Source organism: Bacillus sp. 205(2023), assembly GCF_037027485.1.
GTDB lineage: Bacteria > Bacillota > Bacilli > Bacillales > Bacillaceae > Bacillus > Bacillus halotolerans.
This window is the reverse complement of sequence record NZ_JAXCHF010000001.1, coordinates 987,342-1,005,694: the sequence shown is the minus strand read 5'-3', so window position 1 is coordinate 1,005,694 and position 18,353 is coordinate 987,342. Positions and strand designations below refer to the sequence as shown.

At 35.4% G+C, this 18,353-nt stretch carries 26 protein-coding genes and 4 pseudogenes; 23 read left to right on the top strand and 7 right to left on the bottom strand.

All coding sequences use genetic code 11. The annotated features are described in order from the left end of the window. The first annotated feature begins 43 nt into the window (after positions 1-43). Positions 44-1,120 carry a tetratricopeptide repeat protein gene (locus WA325_RS05090; protein WP_442895278.1) on the top strand — a complete coding sequence of 359 codons (1,077 nt, stop codon included), beginning with the start codon at positions 44-46 and terminating at the stop codon, positions 1,118-1,120. Continuing rightward, complete coding sequence (locus WA325_RS05085; RefSeq protein ID WP_248337337.1) at positions 1,110-1,268, top strand: hypothetical protein; 159 nt, start codon at positions 1,110-1,112, stop codon at positions 1,266-1,268. Before WA325_RS05090 ends, WA325_RS05085 begins: the two co-directional genes overlap by 11 nt. A gap of 130 nt (positions 1,269-1,398) precedes the next feature. Here WA325_RS05085 and WA325_RS05080 read toward each other — a convergent pair whose 3' ends face one another. From WA325_RS05080 to WA325_RS05065, 4 genes are read right to left on the bottom strand one after another with little or no spacing between them, the layout of a single operon-like run. Further along, positions 1,399-1,635, bottom strand: coding sequence for a DUF3850 domain-containing protein (locus WA325_RS05080; protein WP_103804248.1), 237 nt, complete (start codon positions 1,633-1,635; stop codon positions 1,399-1,401). 31 nt (positions 1,636-1,666) lie between these two features. Then, positions 1,667-2,185, bottom strand: a complete 519-nt coding sequence (locus WA325_RS05075; RefSeq protein ID WP_248337339.1) for an ATP-binding protein — start codon at positions 2,183-2,185, stop codon at positions 1,667-1,669. Next, positions 2,185-2,571, bottom strand: coding sequence for an ASCH domain-containing protein (locus tag WA325_RS05070; RefSeq protein WP_129508140.1), 387 nt, complete (start codon positions 2,569-2,571; stop codon positions 2,185-2,187). The genes WA325_RS05075 and WA325_RS05070 overlap by 1 nt, the downstream gene beginning before the upstream one ends. Continuing rightward, complete coding sequence (locus WA325_RS05065) at positions 2,549-3,595, bottom strand: hypothetical protein (RefSeq protein WP_336183278.1); 1,047 nt, start codon at positions 3,593-3,595, stop codon at positions 2,549-2,551. Before WA325_RS05065 ends, WA325_RS05070 begins: the two co-directional genes overlap by 23 nt. A 184-nt stretch (positions 3,596-3,779) precedes the next feature. On the opposite strand from WA325_RS05065, the pseudogene WA325_RS05060 reads away from it, so the two are divergent. Together WA325_RS05060 and WA325_RS05055 are read left to right on the top strand one after the other, a co-directional pair. Continuing rightward, a pseudogene (locus WA325_RS05060) lies at positions 3,780-3,958 on the top strand (hypothetical protein). After that, positions 3,916-4,147 (top strand): annotated as a pseudogene (locus tag WA325_RS05055) (recombinase family protein); the annotation flags it as partial. The pseudogenes WA325_RS05060 and WA325_RS05055, both read left to right, overlap by 43 nt. Positions 4,148-4,283: 136 nt before the next feature. Here WA325_RS05055 and WA325_RS05050 read toward each other — a convergent pair. The 3 genes and pseudogenes from WA325_RS05050 to WA325_RS05040 form a co-directional block, all read right to left on the bottom strand. Further along, positions 4,284-4,682 (bottom strand): annotated as a pseudogene (locus WA325_RS05050) (sigma-70 family RNA polymerase sigma factor); the annotation flags it as partial. Continuing rightward, positions 4,682-5,200 carry an ImmA/IrrE family metallo-endopeptidase gene (locus tag WA325_RS05045; RefSeq protein ID WP_336183277.1) on the bottom strand — a complete coding sequence of 173 codons (519 nt, stop codon included), beginning with the start codon at positions 5,198-5,200 and terminating at the stop codon, positions 4,682-4,684. The pseudogene WA325_RS05050 and the gene WA325_RS05045, both read right to left, overlap by 1 nt. Positions 5,201-6,024: 824 nt before the next feature. Beyond that, a complete protein-coding gene (locus WA325_RS05040) occupies positions 6,025-6,384 on the bottom strand; it encodes a helix-turn-helix domain-containing protein (RefSeq protein WP_336183276.1) in 360 nt (119 codons plus the stop codon). A 148-nt stretch (positions 6,385-6,532) separates the two neighbouring features. Between WA325_RS05040 and WA325_RS05035 the strand changes: the two genes are divergently transcribed. The 19 genes and pseudogenes from WA325_RS05035 to WA325_RS04945 all read left to right on the top strand — a co-directional run bounded on the left by WA325_RS05035 (position 6,533) and on the right by WA325_RS04945 (position 18,280). Then, positions 6,533-6,754, top strand: coding sequence for a helix-turn-helix transcriptional regulator (locus tag WA325_RS05035; protein WP_095315165.1), 222 nt, complete (start codon positions 6,533-6,535; stop codon positions 6,752-6,754). Positions 6,755-6,783: 29 nt separating this feature from the next. After that, positions 6,784-6,924 (top strand): hypothetical protein, encoded by a 141-nt coding sequence (locus WA325_RS05030; RefSeq protein ID WP_088679343.1) that lies wholly within the window; start codon positions 6,784-6,786, stop codon positions 6,922-6,924. Positions 6,925-6,997: 73 nt separating this feature from the next. Further along, a complete protein-coding gene (locus WA325_RS05025) occupies positions 6,998-7,567 on the top strand; it encodes a helix-turn-helix domain-containing protein (RefSeq protein ID WP_015714341.1) in 570 nt (189 codons plus the stop codon). Continuing rightward, positions 7,564-7,821, top strand: a complete 258-nt coding sequence (locus WA325_RS05020; RefSeq protein WP_336183275.1) for a YqaH family protein — start codon at positions 7,564-7,566, stop codon at positions 7,819-7,821. The genes WA325_RS05025 and WA325_RS05020 overlap by 4 nt, the downstream gene beginning before the upstream one ends. Before the next feature lie 34 nt (positions 7,822-7,855). Beyond that, positions 7,856-7,993 (top strand): hypothetical protein, encoded by a 138-nt coding sequence (locus WA325_RS05015; protein ID WP_336183402.1) that lies wholly within the window; start codon positions 7,856-7,858, stop codon positions 7,991-7,993. Further along, a complete protein-coding gene (locus WA325_RS05010) occupies positions 7,953-8,147 on the top strand; it encodes a YqaI family protein (RefSeq protein ID WP_153256267.1) in 195 nt (64 codons plus the stop codon). The genes WA325_RS05015 and WA325_RS05010 overlap by 41 nt, the downstream gene beginning before the upstream one ends. A 103-nt stretch (positions 8,148-8,250) precedes the next feature. Next, positions 8,251-9,210: a YqaJ viral recombinase family nuclease gene (locus WA325_RS05005; protein WP_336183274.1), complete on the top strand. Its 960-nt coding sequence runs from the start codon at positions 8,251-8,253 to the stop codon at positions 9,208-9,210. A 2-nt stretch (positions 9,211-9,212) separates the two neighbouring features. Beyond that, positions 9,213-10,067 (top strand): recombinase RecT, encoded by an 855-nt coding sequence (locus WA325_RS05000; protein WP_336183272.1) that lies wholly within the window; start codon positions 9,213-9,215, stop codon positions 10,065-10,067. 76 nt (positions 10,068-10,143) lie between these two features. Continuing rightward, a complete protein-coding gene (locus tag WA325_RS04995) occupies positions 10,144-10,821 on the top strand; it encodes a DnaD domain protein (RefSeq protein ID WP_336183401.1) in 678 nt (225 codons plus the stop codon). Next, on the top strand, positions 10,703-11,644 hold the full coding sequence (locus WA325_RS04990) for an ATP-binding protein (protein ID WP_336183271.1): 942 nt from the start codon (positions 10,703-10,705) through the stop codon (positions 11,642-11,644). The genes WA325_RS04995 and WA325_RS04990 overlap by 119 nt, the downstream gene beginning before the upstream one ends. Continuing rightward, the gene (locus WA325_RS04985; protein ID WP_101169936.1) at positions 11,635-11,784 is read left to right on the top strand and encodes a hypothetical protein; all 150 of its coding nucleotides are present in this window, start codon (positions 11,635-11,637) and stop codon (positions 11,782-11,784) included. Before WA325_RS04990 ends, WA325_RS04985 begins: the two co-directional genes overlap by 10 nt. Before the next feature lie 94 nt (positions 11,785-11,878). Next, positions 11,879-12,307, top strand: coding sequence for a RusA family crossover junction endodeoxyribonuclease (locus tag WA325_RS04980; protein ID WP_336183270.1), 429 nt, complete (start codon positions 11,879-11,881; stop codon positions 12,305-12,307). An 81-nt stretch (positions 12,308-12,388) separates the two neighbouring features. Further along, positions 12,389-12,595, top strand: a complete 207-nt coding sequence (locus WA325_RS04975) for an XtrA/YqaO family protein (protein ID WP_336183269.1) — start codon at positions 12,389-12,391, stop codon at positions 12,593-12,595. A 255-nt stretch (positions 12,596-12,850) separates the two neighbouring features. Next, positions 12,851-13,639 (top strand): hypothetical protein, encoded by a 789-nt coding sequence (locus WA325_RS04970; RefSeq protein ID WP_336183268.1) that lies wholly within the window; start codon positions 12,851-12,853, stop codon positions 13,637-13,639. A gap of 94 nt (positions 13,640-13,733) precedes the next feature. Then, the gene (locus WA325_RS04965; protein WP_163116830.1) at positions 13,734-14,183 is read left to right on the top strand and encodes an ArpU family phage packaging/lysis transcriptional regulator; all 450 of its coding nucleotides are present in this window, start codon (positions 13,734-13,736) and stop codon (positions 14,181-14,183) included. Next, a pseudogene (locus WA325_RS04960) lies at positions 14,183-14,671 on the top strand (tyrosine-type recombinase/integrase). The gene WA325_RS04965 and the pseudogene WA325_RS04960 overlap by 1 nt, the downstream one beginning before the upstream one ends. Positions 14,672-14,905: 234 nt before the next feature. Continuing rightward, positions 14,906-16,768 carry a DEAD/DEAH box helicase gene (locus tag WA325_RS04955; protein WP_163116829.1) on the top strand — a complete coding sequence of 621 codons (1,863 nt, stop codon included), beginning with the start codon at positions 14,906-14,908 and terminating at the stop codon, positions 16,766-16,768. Position 16,769: 1 nt separating this feature from the next. Further along, positions 16,770-17,081, top strand: a complete 312-nt coding sequence (locus WA325_RS04950; RefSeq protein WP_163116828.1) for a hypothetical protein — start codon at positions 16,770-16,772, stop codon at positions 17,079-17,081. A 509-nt stretch (positions 17,082-17,590) separates the two neighbouring features. Continuing rightward, positions 17,591-18,280, top strand: a complete 690-nt coding sequence (locus tag WA325_RS04945; protein WP_163116827.1) for a hypothetical protein — start codon at positions 17,591-17,593, stop codon at positions 18,278-18,280. Positions 18,281-18,353: the final 73 nt, after the last annotated feature.

The window sequence follows — 18,353 nt, the reverse complement described above, 5'->3', positions numbered from 1 at the left end:
ACCTTCCTCGCATGTAGGGGTTAAGATTAACGAATGGTACAAGATGATACGTCAGTTTAGTGTTCCGGATGCCGAAATTTTAAAAGCAGAAGTTGAAAGAGAAATTAAACAGATGGAAGAGGATGAGTATTTACTGATTTATTACTCACTCATGAGCTTTCGACATCAACTAATGCTTGACTACTTAGAGCCGGAAAAAAAGTATAGAACAGCTCGTCCAACCATCTCAGAATTACTTGAAAAAATTGAAGCTCCCCAAAAGAAATTAACCGGTCTCCTGAAATATTACTCATTATTTTTCCGTGGTATGTATGAATTCGATCAGCAAGAATTCGTTGAAGCTATTAATTATTACCGTAAAGCTGAAAAAGAACTTTATGCTGTTACTGATGAAATCGAACAAGCTGAATTTCATTTTAAAGTAGCAGAAGCTTATTACAACATGAAACAAACTCACGTTTCCATGCACCACATTTTAAAGGCATTGGAGATTTATGATCAGAATCCGCTGTATACTGTAAGGAAAATTCAAAGCTTGTTTGTAATCGTTGGTAACTATCTTGATTTTAAACATTATGAAAAGGGGTTGAAACATCTTGAAGAAGCTCTGAAACTTTCTAAAGAATTGGGGCACGACAGACTAATAAGTTCTGCTCTTTATAATTTAGGCGAATGTTATCATTACATGGGACAACCAGGTAAAGCTGAGGGATATTTGAAAGAAGCAGCTGAAGTTGCAGAAAAAACAAATTTAAGGACACTTCCTCATACGCTTCATTCGTTGGCCACAGTTTTATTCAAGCAAGAAAAGTTTAATGAAGGACAGAAGGTTTTGCAGCAAGGGATCGAAACAGCACAAAAATTTAATGACGAACTTTTCTTATCGATGAATAAGTTTCTGAATGCTTTATATATTGAGTCAGTTGATAAACAGGGTATCCTTAATATATTGAATGATCTTAATGAAAGTCACATGTTCTCTTTTACGGAACACATAACGTTGCTTACTGCAGAATATTATAGAGAAGGCGGAGAATTCGAAGAATCCAGTTTTTTCTATGATAAAATGGTTGAAGCGCAGCTTCAAATTCAGCGAGGTGACTGTTTATATGAATATTAAAAAAGGTGTTTGCGTATTTCTCTCTGCTGTTATTGTAACTACTGGTTTATTTGCGTTTACTGCGGCTTCGGAACAATCTAACCAGCATATTGAGGCCCATAAGACTAATGCTGAAATGCAAATGGCAGGTATCAGATTACAGACTTAATCTATAAAAACCCTCTCATACTTGAGAGGGTTTTTTGGAAAAATGCAAGTTACAATACTTTGTTGTTACCCATACTTTTTTATATTCTTCAAATTTAGGAGGGTGAAGTTATATTAAAAATAAAATAACTTTATAATATTTTGAAACTAAAAACAACATAATTATCTTTTTGTTCAAAGTCTGTAAGGTAGGTAATTACAATATTAACTTTACGCCCTGTATATTGTTTTGTTTTCGCATCCCATTCTTTTAAAGTGATCTTATCGCCTAACTGAAAATTCCTATCATTTTTTCTAATTTCAAATGTTTTAATTTCTTTAATTACTGGATTAAAGTACTCTTTATTAATTTTAAGATTATGATGCATTCTCTTACCTCACCCTTTGAAGAAAAACATTTTAATCAGTTATAAAATTAATTAAATCAATTAAAGGTTTATCTTCATTATATATAAATAGTTTTATTTTTTTATTACGTGAATATTCTTTTGCTCGTTTTATCTCACATTTTTGAAGTTCCTCGATCAATTCAAGTGAATAACTTATATTATCCCTAGATAGAAGGCGCTCTCGAATAATTGAAGGACGGTGTTGTACAAGGATAATTTTTGTCATATTAGTATTTTCGAAAGTACTAAGAGGTAAAGGGAATATAACTTTGTTTTTATTTAATAAGCAAAAGTGTCCATCCAACAACATAAATGTTTTTTTTAGATTTAGCTTATACAATTCATTTTTCCATAACTCCTGGTTACCAGAAATACCAGCTGTGTTTTTTTCAGATATCGGTATTTTTTTTCCGGCTCTTCTAATTAGATCACTAATTGAAATACATTCAATGTCAATTAAACTTTCTAGTTTTGAAGCTAGGGTTGATTTTCCAACACCGTGTACTCCTGCTAAGAAAATATAATCCATCAAAGTCCTCCTTCTGTGTAACAAAAGGATTGTGGAGCTACTTTTATTTTATTATCGAATTCATTTAAATCCAAAGGCATGTCATACTGTTTAAAATTTTTAATTTGAATTGCGAAACCAGTTCGTTTTCCCTTGAAATAATTTTTGAAATATTTATATGTTATTCCTGAATAGTCCTTTGTTTTTGTCCATATAATATCTGGGTTGTCAATTAAAATAGTCTCAATATCAAATTCACCTACGACTTTTCCAAATGGTTTAGTAGCATAGACTACTACCGAAGAGATATCATCTCTTTTAAAAATTTGCTTTCTATATTCGAATTTTTTTTTACCAGAAACAATTTCATCAACAAATTCTGGTTTAATTGATAATAAAACTTTCATTAATTTCACCTAACTTTAGAATCTTTTCAAAGGCTTGATCAGTAAGTTTAATAAAGCCAGCATAAGCGTTTCTCTCAATTATGCCGTTAGTAATTAAATGATGTCTAATAATACGTTTGGGTAGTGAAATATTATAAAGCATTTTAATTATATATGGATACTTTTTTGTATACCAAAATTTTTCTAAATCTTCTTTACTAAATATGGTTCCTTTCCCACAATAACTAATGAACTCTTCCATGGTATTAAACTCATGGATATTTCTATTCTCAATAACTGTACAGATTGAAGTAGCCACAGCAGAAAACTCTGCTCTCTTTCCACTTTCTGCAGTTCTATATATAACGATTAGATCACCGCGGGTAAGCTCATCCAGTCCCTTCATGCCAGATAAGTAAACTTTTTCGATTGTATTAGTAAAAGAAAGATCTTCAATTTTATGATTCCGTTCTGTATTTAACTTGGAATCTGGGAATAACTTCGTATGCCATATCGGATATATAGATAATATATATTTATTTTTATTTTGTGTATCGATACGTGGAAAATCCATAAATATATCATTCGTTTTTTCTAATGTTTTTATGTATATCAATTCACCATTATTTTTCCTACCCCATAAAGTAAACCCGAATTTTTCAAATAACTTTATTAGTGGTTTTTGTTTCTCAAAAACTGTAACATAACATTCTGAGTAGTGCTCATCTATCATTTTTTTAAGTATTATTCCAATAAAACGGTGTCCAAGAACAGTGCCATGAGCTTCTATTTTAAAAGTACCAATTTTGAGACGTCTTTTTTTTTCAAAAATAGGATTGATTGTTTCATCAGATTCAAACTCTTCTTTCAAGTATAGAAAACCTAACAACCTATCTTCTTTAAGTATATAAGCTTTTTCCCCTTGCATTGCTTTTTTTTGAAACCACTTTTCAAAGCCAACGTAATCTTCGATAAGGCTGGAGAAAAAGGGATCATAAACATCCAACTCTGAAAATTGAACATATTGAATAACATCGTTAAACATAAATCCTACCTCCTATAATAAATCAAGACAATCCCGTATTCAAACAAACGTTCTCATTCGGGTGGTTAATTATGTTAAATTATATCATTATTTGACGACTAAGATTAACCCAATTTTAATTATAAAAGGTCATCATTTGGACAAACAGCTCCTACATAGCATTACCCAAGGGGTGATGCATTTTATGAAGGTAATAATCATCGAGGGACCGCAAGCTGACAAATGCATTAACGATTGCTATCATTATTTAATAAAACTTTATGAGAAGGAGATCCAGGGTGATAGCAATATATGTAAGGGTGTCAACCGAGGAACAAGCGATCAAGGGATCGAGCATCGACAGCCAGATCGAGGCCTGTATAAAGAAAGCAGGGACTAAGGATGTGCTGAAGTATGCCGATGAAGGATTTTCTGGAGAGCTTTTAGAACGTCCGGCTTTGAATCGCTTGAGGGAGGACGCAAGCAAAGGACTTATAAGTCAAGTCATCTGCTACGATCCTGATCGTCTTTACGGAAATGATAATTGAGCTTATCAGTGCTGACGAGTTAAGATAGTGAGACAAGCGATTGAATGGAAATATTTTCATGTCTCTATCGTATATTCTGTCTCCGTTAGTTTCGAAAGTTTTAAAAGAAGCATGTAAATGAATGAGAGAAAGCCGGAATATTAGATCCGGCTTCTTCTGCATTATTTCCCCTTCGCTTTCTTCCGCTTTTCCTTTTCCGCCCGGTAGAACTCATGGAACATCTTCATCAGCGCCCGTTTCTCAATCCGAGATACATAGCTGCGCGAAATACCGAGTTCTTTGGCAATCTCACGCTGCGTTTTTTCCTTCTTTAAATCAAGCCCAAACCGTCCGACAATCACTTCTTTCTCACGGTCATCTAAAATGTCAATGTATTGCTTCACTTTTTCAAGCTCCATATTGAGCTGGATCGTATCAATCACGTCTTCATTTTCTGATTTCAGGACATCGATCAGGCTTATTTCATTCCCTTCTTTATCCTGCCCGATCGGATCATGAAGGGAGACGTCTTTTTTTGTTTTTTTTAGTGCGCGCAAATGCATGAGGATTTCATTATTAATTACAAAAGGGGGGTGCACAGATTTCCCGTCACTGATTGATTAAATAAATGTTGAGACAGCTTCCTGTAATAAATGTTCAAACGTTTCTTGGCAAACCAAGGGGATACGTTAAATAGCCAAGCCACATTTTCAATTGCATGTGTTTGTATGTACGGAAGGTTGATATTACGCAACATGAAAGTTGGAATGCAAAAGTGATATGTAAAATAATTCGACTGCCATTCCAAATAATCAGTCCAAGTTGACGGCATTGTTTTTTTATCACCTTCATGTCTATATATATGGCAAAATTCATGAGCGAAATCATACCATTGTTCAGTTCGGCTTTTTCGGCTGTCCAAGCATATATTATAAATTCCGCTGTGTTTAAGTGCGAAGCTTGTAACAGGTTTAAACGAAAGCCTGATATCTAAAGCCTCGGCAATCCGTTCAAAATTAATTTGTTCTGGTTCTGTAATATCAATCTTCTTGTATAAGTTTTCAATCCAATCCTCTAAATGACTGTTTGTATACCTCAAGATTAAAACCTCCTTAAAGACGACAATCTAAAAATTGGATCCGTTAAATATTATAGGGAAACCAAGACTATTTTCATAGGAAAATGCGTTTAGGTGAGGGGGTATCCTGTTGCATGGATACTTGCAAATGATGGTTTGTTTCTAGAGGGTTATCTACAAAAAGTTTATTTAAAGTATGAATTGCAACATAAAAAAGAACCGCCAGTCGCGGTTCTTTTGTTTTCAGATTCAAACTGATTTAAGAGCAGATTTTTCTTTCCTTACAAATACCATGATCCCGGGGATGATCATAAGTATAGCTGGTATTAAATAGAACCAATCAATACATATAAGTCCTCCCCCTGAGACAAATAGTAGAACACTGCTCAACTTTGGCTTAAATAAGACAACAATTGAAGCTGTAAACCCAATACATGAAAGGATCAAAGATACCCATGCCTCAACAAGAAGGTCGCTTGTCATATTAAAGTATCTGATCAAATGAAAAAATAAATCTAAATAGGCGATAACTAAAGCAAAAATAGATGCTACAACACCCAATAGGCTCCCTGTCAAACTTAAAAAAACTCAATGCTTCTCTTCACAATAAACGCTCCTTATGTAATCAGGCCACTTCATTTTTATATATGAAAATGTAAAAGAAACATAAATGAAAATATAAATGAGAAAAACAACAAAAACCCTTGTCATGTAAGGGTTTCTAAAAGGTTCAAAAATCACTTTATAAATGAGGATTTGATTGAGATATAAATGAGAATCTAAATCTTATTAGTAAACAGAATTAAACATAATAAACAGAAATAAATAATAATAAACTAACGGCTTTATTTATCTGATTTCCGTCTTTCTTTTAATTGCTCCGTTATAATCTCCAAAGCAGCCTGTAAGATCTCATCAGTTATTTCTCCGTCTTTTGCTGCAAGGAACGTTTCAGGATCGTTTAACACTTTTTTTGCTTGTTCTTTATAGGTTCTATCAAGGTTTTCGCTTTCTGTATCTCTAAGGAGATAGTCAGTAGTAACTTCAAAAAAATCAGCTATTTTAACCAGCGTTTCATAATCTGGTTGGCGGTGTCCTCTCTCGTAGTTAGCATATGTTCCTCTATGAACACCTATTTTTGATGCCATTTCTTCTTGTGTTAGCTTTTTTGATTTTCTAAGAGCAATTAATTTTTTATTAAACATTGGACACACCTCTCCAATAATTATAACGTGTCAAAATGAAACAAATAAAGTTTTGTTTCAAATCGACGAAAAATATATTGACAATGTTTCAAATCGACGATATTATAATGTCGAATGATTCGAAATGACACAAAAGGAGTTGAAAATTATGAGAGAATGGTTAATTTCACAACGAGGTAATCAAAGTCAAAAATCAGTTGCCCAAAAAGTTAACATTTCTCGAGGAGCTTACGCCAACATTGAATTAGGGAAAAGAAATCCATCCGTTCAATTAGCTAAAAAAATAGCACGAGAGCTTAACTTTGATTGGACAATTTTTTTTGAAGAAAATGTTGTCGAAACGAAACAAAAAGCTAAAAATCCAGCCTAATAAAAGTTGTAACCAAGGAGGCATTTCTTATGAAAGTCATCTTGAAAAAAGGTCCGCTGTTTGAACAGGCAGAAGCCAAAGCTTACAAATACCTCAGAGGCATACTTGTTCAGCGCATGAATGAACACCAAGAGAAGCTTGCACAACAAAATAAAAAGGAATCAGCCTAAGTCATTTATAAACAGCATGGTCTTTTAACTTCAATTTTAAAACTGAAAATCCAATATATCAGGAGGCAAACATATGGAGAACAACCCATACAACATGAGGAATTTACCGCAGATTATGCGTAGTGCCCGTAAGGCTGCAGGTCTTTCCCAATACCAAATCGGCAAGTTAATCGGAGGTAAGGATCAAAGGTATGTTTCAGATGTTGAAAATGGACTTGCCAAGCTCACTCCAGAGTTATGTATCAAGTGGTTTGAGAAGTGTGATGCCTATGAACATATTGATCTTGTCCACTACTTATTTAAACTTCATCCCACAGCCGCTGCTCCTATTGATCCGGCACTTAATGAATGTGCAAGTAATGCGGTGATTAATATGGTTCACCAATTGGAGGAAGCATTACAAGCAACCAAACATTTAGCCCGTTGGCTTACGGATAACCGACCAGGTAAAACAGAGGAGCTGCCGATGGCCGATATTAAACAGATTTTTGATTTGATTGCGGCTAACAAAACATTGATTTATTCACTTGTTCGTACTCACGGGTTGAAAATGCAGGAACTTGCAGATAGATGGACGCGGAAAGCTCTAGTTGATCAAGTTGCTATGGCAAAACAAGAAGGAAGGCAGGCGGTTTCAGTATGAATACTAATCATTTCTTGAAGTCAGATGTTCTTATCTCAAAAAGAAAAATCGAATCAGCAGAAGAGCTATCAATCATGCTGTCAGAGGCATTACGTGATGGTGATTATGAAGAAGCGATTAGTCTTGCTGGAAGCATCAAGGTTCTTACTGAGGATATTAGCCGGCTTGCAAACAAAGGACATTTTTATGAAACGGCATTAAAAATGCAACAGCAAGGTATCAACTTAACTGTAGTGAGCAGGTGTATAGGATAATGGTTCATTTTTTGTTCATAAACCGGCAACTGCTCTGGAAGTTCGTAAATGGTGTGCGATGATTCGTAACAATAGTGAATTCCATCTGTTATGGAATAGACGTGCAGACAAATTCAGAGAGGAGAATATGAATGGTCGAAAACCCAATGGTCATAAACAACTGGCACGATAAGCTAACTGAAACGGATGTGCAAATAGATTTTTACGGTGATGAAGTAACACCAGTTGATGATTATGTAATTGATGGCGGCGAAATCATTCTCAGAGAGAACTTGGAAAGATATCTAAGGGAGCAACTTGGTTTTGAATTTAAAAATGAGCAATAAAAAGCCCACTCAGCAAAGTGGACTTCTTTAAAGGCTATCTAAAAAAACTCATGTGCAAATATTTTATCAGATAGCCTCAATAAAAACAATGGGGGTTAGTGTTATGACTAGGAAAAGGGCTGGGGTTCTTGCTAAGACTTCTGAAATGAGCCGCGATGAATGGCTTATTGAAAGAAGAAAAGGAATTGGCGGCTCAGATGCATCCATTATCTTGGGGTTAAACAAGTGGAAGACACCTTTTGAGTTATGGTTAGACAAAACAGGACAGGTCCCTATAAGTGAATCGCAAAGTGAAGCTGCTTACTTTGGATCATTGCTAGAAGACATTGTTGCAAAAGAATTTGAGATTCGTAGTGGCAAGAAGGTTAGACGTAAAAAAGCAATACTTAGACATCCAGAACATGATTTCATTTTGGCTAATGTAGACCGAATGATCGTTGGTGAAAAAGCAATCCTTGAATGTAAAACAACCTCTGCCTACAACTTAAAAGAATGGGAAGACGAAGAAATCCCCGAGAGCTATATCGTGCAGGTCCAGCATTATCTGGGTGTGCTTGGACCTGAATATCAGAAAGCCTACTTTGCTGTGCTGATCGGCGGAAACAAATTTGTCTGGAAAGAGATTGAAAGAGACGACGAGTTAATTGACATGATCTTTGAAGCAGAGATTGAGTTTTGGAATGACAAGGTCTTAGGCGGACAAGCACCTGCTTTAGATGGTTCAAGTGCTGCGGAGGAATACCTCAAAAAACGATATGCCGAAACGGAAAATAACAAAGCTATTGATTTAACTGCGGTTAATCGAGAACGTATTCAACAATACTTGCTTCTTAAAGAACAGATCTTAGAGCTACAAAGTCAGGCAAAAGAGTTAGAGAACCAGATCAAACATGAAATGAAGGATGCAGAGTATGGATTTATTGGAAACTATCAAGCTTGTTGGAAGCCAGTTGTCTCAAATCGAGTTGACACGAAAAAGCTAAAAGAGCAGTTTCCGGATATTTACGAGAAGGTCAAAAAGGAAACTCATTTCAGACGTTTTGGAATCAAGGAGGTTAGTTGATTATGGCTACTAATCAATCAATTAAAAACAACATCCAAAAGAAACAAAAAAGCGCACCTGTGCAACAGCAAGGAGCAACCATGAAGGGTTTACTTTCCTCACCATCTGTTATTAAACGATTTGAGGAAGTGTTAGGGAAGAGGGCTACACAGTTTACTGCCTCTATCTTAAGCCTTTACAACAGCGAGCAGATGTTACAGAAAACAGATCCTATGAGCGTTATTTCATCTGCAATGGTGGCAGCTACACTCGACCTACCTATAGATAAAAACTTAGGGTATGCCTGGATTGTACCTTATGGAGGAAAGGCTCAATTCCAGCTAGGATACAAAGGATATATACAACTTGCTTTGCGAACAGGCCAATATAAGTCCATCAATTGCATACCGATTCATGAAGGCGAATTGCAGAAGTGGAATCCGCTGACTGAGGAGATCGAGATTGATTTTGAAAAACGAGAATCAGACGCAGTAATTGGTTATGCAGCTTATTTTGAGTTGATAAATGGCTTCCGAAAAACAGTGTACTGGACAAAGGCACAAGTAGAAAAGCACAAAAAAAAGTTTAGTAAGTCTGATTTTGGATGGAAAAATGATTGGGATGCAATGGCTCTTAAAACTGTATTGAAAGCAGTTTTGAGTAAGTGGGGGATTCTTTCTGTGGAACTGCAAAAAGCAGTTATTGAGGAAGATGAAACAAGGGAACGGATTGACATTACCAATGAAGCGGATAGTTCAGAAATTATCGATTCCGAGCCTTCAAACAAAGAAGAAACAGAAAAACCAATCGCGCAAGAAGCCGATCCTTTTGACGGCAAGCCTGTAGATATAAAAGAAGATGAACTTCCGTTCGATTGAGGTCGGCATCTGTGACATAACTGCACTCTGTGAAAGGAAGTAGGTGATTGACTTGGACATCAAAGCAATGGGGTATGTGGTCATACCCCGACTGCCATTCAAAGAGTTTAGGGATGAAAAAATTTATGATCACTTGTTTAAAAGAGCTGAATACAGGCCAAATCAAGAGCTAGATCTTGGGCAAACCATTATCAAAGTTGTAGAACTTGCAAAAGATTTTAACTGGTCAGCTGCACAGATCAAATACTCACTAGACCGAATGGAGAAACAGGGATATATCAAATTGTATCGTCTTCCGCAAAAAAGAGGATTCATCGTCACCATACTTCATTATGCAGACTACATACAGCTAGGAAATTACATGAAGAAAAAAGCATTGGAGTCAGCTGAGATTGGACATCAGGAGGTTGATGATAAAATGAAAAATGCCTTTGAGCTATATGAAAACAAAGTTGCTCGGTCAGTCGGCCCGATTGAGGCACAGCGGCTCGGCTACATGGTTGATGACTATGGTGAAGAAAAAGTGATGGAGGCTATCAAGACAGCGTTTCAATTAAAGGGGAAAGCTGCTAGTTTGTCATACGTTCAAGCCATCTTATCGAATCCATTCACTCAAAAGAGAAAGGAGAAACAATATGGCTATAAACAAAGCAGTCAGTATAGACACCGCATTTCAAACGATCATGCAGGAGCTTCGGGAAAAGTCAGCCCGCTTTTTGGGAACAAAACAGGCCGCATCCGAAGAAAAGGCTGAATTTGATTGTCCTTATTGTAAGGATCGTGGAATTGTCGTTTATCGGGTCCATAAAGACACTCCTTGGCATTTAGATGAACAGTTAGATCTTATGATTCCAGAAGATATGGTATCGGAAGATGATTTTCTTTTGGGGAAGGTTTGCACGCCGGACAAAGCTAGTGAATGGAAAGATACTTATTCAAAACAGTGTGAATGTGTAAGACGAAAGAAAATTGCCAGACTCATGGCAGCTAGTGGCATTACAGAAGAATTTGAAAAGCTTCTATTTGGTAACTTCATCACGGACGGTAAGCCAGACATGATCAAGGACGCCTATGAGTGTGCAGTCGAATACTATAAAGATTTTCAAAAAATCAAAGGAGAACGGCAAAACAGTATCGCATTACTTGGACAGCCAGGCAGCGGTAAAACTCATTTGCTCACGGCGATTATGAATAATCTGATCAAGAAAAAATCAGTACACTGCATGTACTTTCCTTACGTAGAGGGCATGGGTGATTTGAAAGCTAACTTTGACAACTTAGAAGCAAAACTCGATGCCATGAGAAAGGTCGAAGTTCTATTCATTGATGACTTATTCAAACCAATAAACGGTCAACCAAGGGCAACTGATTGGCAGGTTGAACAAATTCAGTCAGTCTTAAATTATCGATATTTGAATCACAAGGCTTTGCTGATCTCTTCAGAGTTAACAATCGATGAGATTTTGGATATAGACGAGGCTCTTGGTTCACGGATTCACCAGATGTGTCGTGATTACATAGTGATTATTAAAGGCAATCGAATGCAATTAAATCATAGGTTAGGTGATTGGGAATGAAAGAGAAAACGAATGTAAAAGCAGCTGATGGACTTTATATATTCGGACCTCTAAGTCCTACAGAAGGTAAAGATCTTACGCCAACTATCCGTTTACTTGAGGAAAAAATAAAGCAAATGGAGCGGATGCTGAGTGCTTAAAGCAGTCGTGTCTCTGCTGGCAATTTTACTCTCCGCACCGAGAATAGAAAAAGAAATTCAGCTATGGGAACAGCTTGACGGGAGGTAAGAGCAGTTGGATTACATTAAGCTCACTGTTTATGGAGAGCCAGTCGCACAAGGACGGCCGCGTGGATCAATACGAAATGGGAAGGTGCATATGCGTGATCCAGCAAAATCAAAGTATTTCAAGCAGTATGTAGCTTTGGTTGCGTCTCAGCATCGCCCGAAGAACATTATTAATGGCCCTGTCGCAATGGATGTCAAAGTGTACAGACCTATGCCAAAATCAGTTTCAAACTCATCAAAGAAGAAAGAAAAAGCTGAAAAGGGTCTTCTGCGGCCGACTACAAAGCCCGACGTTGATAATTATGTAAAGGGCGTGAAAGATGCTTTGAATCATCTGATATACAAAGATGATAGTCAGGTTGTGGATTTGAAAGTCAGTAAGTTTTATAGCGAAGAGCCGAGGGTGGAAGTCATGATAAGAGAGGTTTCTGCCTAAAAATAAAAAACACCGAAGCGCTTAGCCTCAGTGTTCTTGATATGAACTGGTACATATATCATAACACAGGGGGCGCTTTGAGTGTACAATCCAAGAGAAATTAACGTCAAAAAAGACTTCACTATTCAGCAGAAAATTGACCCAGGGAAGGTTAAAATCATTGTTTTAGATGGGAATCAAGGTTCTGCACATGTCTTAGAAGCACCGGAGCACGGTAAGACTGTTATTCAAACTGTAAAGGGCAGTTTTGCGCGGGTTGATCATGAGATAGGTTACAAAGTTAAGTAACAGGGTTTTTTATCTGCGAGGGAGGAACGGACATGAAAGCGAAACTTCAATGGTGGGGCAAACATTTGATTCCTGCTATTGCTTAAATTAAAAATATTGAAAAGTATTTGGATCGAAAGAGGTAGTTATGGTGTGCTTAGTTGTGTTAAGAAGGATTTGCTAATCATATTAACTATTAGATAAATATTATTACCCACATTTAAGTGAAACTTTTTATGTTTTTCTTCGTAGGAAGAATAGAGGTGGTGTAATACTATGGTGGATATAGATAATGAACTATTCGAGCTTTATAAGGAAGTGAGCAAGGTAAAGAAAATAAAATACTTCTTTATAGATTCCCCTTTTTTAGAGGAAGATGAAGAGAAAGTGCAAGAAAAAAACAAATTTTTTTTAAAGCTTTTTTATAAAATAATTTTTTATTTACTTGTAGTATTAACTTGTGGTTTTTTCTTATATAAATGCCTTCATGGAAAAATGTTTTTAATTGTATTTGGGGCTATTTTCTTGCTTGTTTTTATTTTTGCTATTTTAAGTGTGAGTAAGGCTCTAACAAAATTTGCGAAGTTATCAGGATATAGTGGGTTTCATAAGTTAAGAAGAGAAATTATTTATAAAGCTTTTAAAAAAAATTTGGAAACTCGTAAATATTCTATAAACCAAATCGAAAATTATCTCTTGCCTTATCTCAAATCGATTAATGAAGATAGAAAAGCAGCTTCTATAACAACATATTTAAAAATTATCATCCCATCTATTTTAGTTTCCATGATTACCAGTTGGTTTACACTAATTATTAATACTGCTGTGGAAGAACCAAATCTAAAACAAGAAGAGTTTAATCAAGTCATGATTTTATGGTTGTCACTAGGAATTGAAGTAATTATATTAGGAGCTTTTATATACTCAGCAATACATCAATTCCAAAATGGATCGAGTTACAATAAAAATTACAGGTTGCTGGAAACTCTTTTGTATAATTATCTTTTAGAACAGGGGGGGAGTCCCTCAAACAAATCAAAAAAGAAATCTAAGAAGAAAAAATAGTTAAGTCCAAGACGGAAAGCCTGCGGACACTGAACTCACAGCATTTACGCTGTTTGTTTGGTGTCCTTTTTATTTTAATAATCAGGAGGTAAATATGAATCAATTAACATTAAACCTGCCTCAAATTGACGAAGAAGCCACTAAAGCAAGAGTAGAGCAACTGCTGAATCAATACCGGTTATATCTTTTACAGGTGCCAGATGATTTTTTACCAAAGGTAACGTCTACTTACAGCATTGTTCCGCCGAGCATTACGAATGAATTTCATTCATCCACGGAAGATGTAGCATTAAAGCGTCTTGATTGGGAGATTCAGCGTGACAAATTCTTAAAAAAGATTCAAAGGGCTGTTAACCGGCTTTCTCAAAGAGAACGGCAGATCATCGTCATGCTCTATATGCAGCCGGAAGAAATGTATGATTATGAAGTATATGCAGAAATGGGAATGAGCCAGCGCAGCTATTATCGTGTGAAGGCAAAGGCTCTATATCGGCTGGCGTTTGCTCTGAGAGAAGAAGTCTACAAGAAAGGGGCAGCTTCTTAATGAATTTTGTTCAGCCTATACGTGATCCGGAATGCATATTTTACATCAAGAGGTTTTTAAAAGAGCAAAACATGAGGAATTACATGCTATTTGTGACCGGTATCAATTCAGGGCTCCGCATATCGGATATTCTGCAGCTGAGAGTAAGAGACGCGAAACGGCCATACTTCAATCTCATAGAGAAGAAAACGAAAAAGAAAAAGAGAATTGATATGACGCCAGCTCTTCAAAGAGAATTTAAGGCCTATGTCGAAGGGAAAGAGGACCATGAGTTTCTCTTTAAAAGCCGTGAAGGGATTAACAAGCCAATATCCCGGTCGATGGCATACAAGATTTTCAGGGCTGCTGCTGAGTATGTTGGTTTAGATGACATCGGCACTCATACATTGAGGAAAACATTCGGTTATCACTCCAACGGACAACCCTGCGATACATCGGAATCAATCAAGACGCCATGAATAAACGCTATGAAGAAATTTAAAATATAACCAGGCTCATCCAAAACAATAAGGATGAGCCTTTTTTCTTTGCGTTTTTCGTCAATTTCTCAAAAATAACAGGTGTGTAATTCATTTTAGGGTTACTGGTTAAACACAGAGAGGACAAGGGATTGGCTTAGTTCGACGAGTTGCACAGTATATAAGATATGAATAACTGCATATTGTTCGATTTTAAAAAATTTGGTAAAGTGGGATAAAAATACTACTGCAGCGAGGGATACGATGAAAGATTATTTTAAGGAAACTAACGTTTTTATTGAAGGTAACACAAAATTAAGACAGCCACAGAGAGCAGCGCATATGTTATTGAAGAAAGCTTTTATTCAGAATCCCGATTCACATAAGATTATAGTTCTCCCTACTGGGACTGGGAAAACTGGGGTTATTGGATTATCACCATATGAGATAAGCGAAGGGAGAGTTTTAATAATAACCCCCAGCTTGATAATTCAAGAGGGAATCTCAGATGATTTTGATACTAGGACTGTATTTAACTTTTGGACAAGCAAACAAGTCATTTTTGATGAGAATAAACTTCCAAATGTATATAGATATGCTGGTTATGATAAAAGCAATGATAAGAAAAGAGCTCTTAAATACTTAGAAGAGGCTAACATAGTAATTGCGAATATTCACAAAGTATATAACACGAATTCTAGGAAAACATTAATAAGTATATTGCCAAATGATTTTTTCGATATGATTATCATTGATGAAGCACACCATTCAGCTGCGGATTCGTGGCTTAAAGCATTAGAATATTTTGATGCTCAAAAAATTGTTAAATTAACTGCAACTCCAACAAGAGCTGATCACAAAGAGCTGGATGGACAAATAATTTATGAATTAGAATTATCGGACGCCATTAGGGATGGATATATTAAAAATATAGTTGCACATGATTATACAACTCAAAAATTAGAGTTTATAATTGATGGGAAAAAAGCGAGCAAAGAAGAAGCATTAGATGTTATGGATTCCAATTGGGTTAGTAGGGCAGTAGCTTACTCAAAGGATTGTAGTAAAACAATCGTTGAAATGAGTAAGAAGAAATTAATAGAAAAGCGGAGACATGGCAACTCCTATCATCAAATAATTGCTGTAGCTTGTAGTATAGAACATGCTCAAGAGATAAAAGCGTTATATGACGAAGCTGGCCTCTCATCTGATTATGTAGCAAGTACTCGACTAGAAGAATCTGAAAAGGCAATCATAAAGTTTAAAAAAGGTGAATTAGATGTCCTAGTTAATGTTAACATGTTAGGAGAAGGATTTGATCATCCAAATATTAGTATAGCTGCAATTTTTAGACCTTTTAGAACTCCAGGTCCCTATGCTCAATTTATAGGAAGAGCTTTAAGAAAAATACAAGAAGATAATCCAATTGATCCTATTGATAATGTTGCACATGTTATTTATCATAAAGATTTAGATATTGAAGATTTATGGGACTACTACACAGGGGAAAAAAAGAAAGCTGAGAGAAAACAACGTATCGGGACTGCCTACGAGGAATCTTTTGATAAAAACACCGATATAGGTGAAGTAAGTGTAGGGGGAGAAGTAATCCAAACCACTAAAGAATTTTTGGGTGATGGAGTTGGAAGAAAATACTCGATAGAAATAGAAAAAAGTATTTCATCTTTCAATGAAGAAATTGAAGATCAAGCAGAGAAAATGAGGCAAGCAAAGGTTGATGAAAGACATATAAAAGAATTCATAGAAAGAAGAAAACAAGAGTTAGATCAATTTGTAAACGATAAAACAGAGAGACGAAGAGCTGATCTTATTAGAGAAGAATTACATGCTGTTCATAAACAACGAATTATAGATTCTGTAGAATCTTTATTAGAGGAAACCCAAATTGACCCTCAAGGAAAAGAATTACCTAACAATACAAGTAATCGGTTTTTAATGAATGCAAAAGATAATATAGCTTACTGTGTAATGTCTATTAATTTTAATTTAAAGCAACGTTTAAAACGTGGAATTGATGAATGGGAGACGTACGATTTTGAACAAGCAGAAAAATTATTACCTACTCTCCTTGAAAGAATCAAAACAAAAATAGAAGGGATTGATTAAAGTGTCGAGTATATTTGATGATGTCGCTAAATTACTCATTTATAAAGGTGAATCTATAGAGAATATTATAGAAAAAGCAATTATACAAGGTAAGGAATATAAAATCGAACATCAAAAAGATAGTACAAGGATAAACGTTATTTCTAAAACTGCATATGACATAACCATTAATGATATTTTCATATACAATTGTGATAATGAACTAATAAAACAACAAGTTATAGTAAACGGAAAATTAAGAACAATTTTTGATAAATACGGAGAGATACAATGTTTGTTAAATTCGTTAGAATATAACAAAATAATTGCTTGAAGTATCAAATTGCCATGTTATTGGTGTTACATACGCAATTTTGAAAAAGATAAATCACTTAGCGCTTTCCTAAGATGGGAGGGCGTTTTTTTTATTTGTGCACGCATAATGGGCCTGTAATTCGGTTTAAGAGCAATTTTGAGAACAGAAGGATAAAGGAATGGCAGAGCTGGTTAGCAATACAAATTCATAGAAAATGAATTTTGTGTATAATGATGGAAAAAAGGGGGGGTAATTGAATAACTTTGTTGAATACAGTAAACATACTCTAGAATTACTAGGAGTATTGGTAAACCGTATTTATGGCACAAACTTGGCATGATAACGGCATATCATTTTGTATTTAGTAATGTATTATGGTAATAGGGGATTGAAAGACAGGCGCTTTCCCTATCGTAGATCGCTATCTTAAGTAATTTATAAGTATAGATAAATCAATCGTTCGACAAATTTTGCGAAATGTTCCTTTGTTTTCGTTATTCACCGATAATAAGGTGGGGTGAAGCAATTTGGATGAATTTATAAAAACTTTTGGCGTACTACCTACAGCATTAACTGCTGCAGCAGCTATAATAGTGCCATTCATTACTTTTATATTAGGTAGGATTAATGAGGACCATAAGGTGAAATTCGAATACAGAACTTTTATGGTTATGGATCAGATTACAGCAAAATATCATCTGAAAAATGCTCCTTTTGTAAAGAGGGGGGCGAAGTTATTAATGCCAAAAAGCTATGAGAGCTTAGAAAAGTTCATAATAGGAAAAAGACTTGATGAAGATGAGAATTTCACTGATGTAACTAGATTTAATTATTTACAAATAAGGACTGTCGGGAAAAGTATTATTACTGGCGGCTATATCAAAATAAAATTAGGGAACGATGAAGAGAGTATAATAGAATCGTCAATACCATTTATGTTGCCTGAAGAAGAGATTTATATTCCACTGGATATCAAATATAGTGATGTTATGAATCGAGCTTATGGAATTAAAAGAATAGATGTTTGGTATCAATTACAAACCGGGCAACGGATGAAATATAAAAGTATAAGATCATTTAACCAGAAAGACAACGAGACAATTATTAAAGATACCCATAGTGTTAAAAAGTATCATTTGTTTTACTGGAGGATACAAAATATTAGAGCAAAGAACATGGGATGGTATTATCTTAATTTAAATAAAGGAGAAAAATGACCCTTCTAAGTGAAGGGTTTTTTATATTCTCTGCAAACTGCTTCTGATAAGCCTCAGGATAGACCACTTGGCT

Bases quoted from the DNA above. Each gene is read 5' to 3' on its own strand.
- WA325_RS04970 (WP_336183268.1), top strand. From the start codon at position 12,851: ATGGTGGATATAGATAATGAACTATTCGAGCTTTATAAGGAAGTGAGC.
- WA325_RS05005 (WP_336183274.1), top strand. From the start codon at position 8,251: ATGACTAGGAAAAGGGCTGGGGTTCTTGCTAAGACTTCTGAAATGAGC.
- WA325_RS05035 (WP_095315165.1), top strand. From the start codon at position 6,533: ATGAGAGAATGGTTAATTTCACAACGAGGTAATCAAAGTCAAAAATCA.
- WA325_RS05030 (WP_088679343.1), top strand. From the start codon at position 6,784: ATGAAAGTCATCTTGAAAAAAGGTCCGCTGTTTGAACAGGCAGAAGCC.
- WA325_RS05010 (WP_153256267.1), top strand. From the start codon at position 7,953: ATGGTCGAAAACCCAATGGTCATAAACAACTGGCACGATAAGCTAACT.
- WA325_RS05025 (WP_015714341.1), top strand. From the start codon at position 6,998: ATGGAGAACAACCCATACAACATGAGGAATTTACCGCAGATTATGCGT.
- WA325_RS05020 (WP_336183275.1), top strand. From the start codon at position 7,564: ATGAATACTAATCATTTCTTGAAGTCAGATGTTCTTATCTCAAAAAGA.
- WA325_RS05040 (WP_336183276.1), bottom strand. From the start codon at position 6,384: ATGTTTAATAAAAAATTAATTGCTCTTAGAAAATCAAAAAAGCTAACA.
- WA325_RS05085 (WP_248337337.1), top strand. From the start codon at position 1,110: ATGAATATTAAAAAAGGTGTTTGCGTATTTCTCTCTGCTGTTATTGTA.
- WA325_RS05065 (WP_336183278.1), bottom strand. From the start codon at position 3,595: ATGTTTAACGATGTTATTCAATATGTTCAATTTTCAGAGTTGGATGTT.
- WA325_RS04955 (WP_163116829.1), top strand. From the start codon at position 14,906: ATGAAAGATTATTTTAAGGAAACTAACGTTTTTATTGAAGGTAACACA.
- WA325_RS04965 (WP_163116830.1), top strand. From the start codon at position 13,734: ATGAATCAATTAACATTAAACCTGCCTCAAATTGACGAAGAAGCCACT.
- WA325_RS05070 (WP_129508140.1), bottom strand. From the start codon at position 2,571: ATGAAAGTTTTATTATCAATTAAACCAGAATTTGTTGATGAAATTGTT.
- WA325_RS05075 (WP_248337339.1), bottom strand. From the start codon at position 2,185: ATGGATTATATTTTCTTAGCAGGAGTACACGGTGTTGGAAAATCAACC.
- WA325_RS05090 (WP_442895278.1), top strand. From the start codon at position 44: ATGATACGTCAGTTTAGTGTTCCGGATGCCGAAATTTTAAAAGCAGAA.
- WA325_RS04990 (WP_336183271.1), top strand. From the start codon at position 10,703: ATGGCTATAAACAAAGCAGTCAGTATAGACACCGCATTTCAAACGATC.
- WA325_RS05080 (WP_103804248.1), bottom strand. From the start codon at position 1,635: ATGCATCATAATCTTAAAATTAATAAAGAGTACTTTAATCCAGTAATT.
- WA325_RS05000 (WP_336183272.1), top strand. From the start codon at position 9,213: ATGGCTACTAATCAATCAATTAAAAACAACATCCAAAAGAAACAAAAA.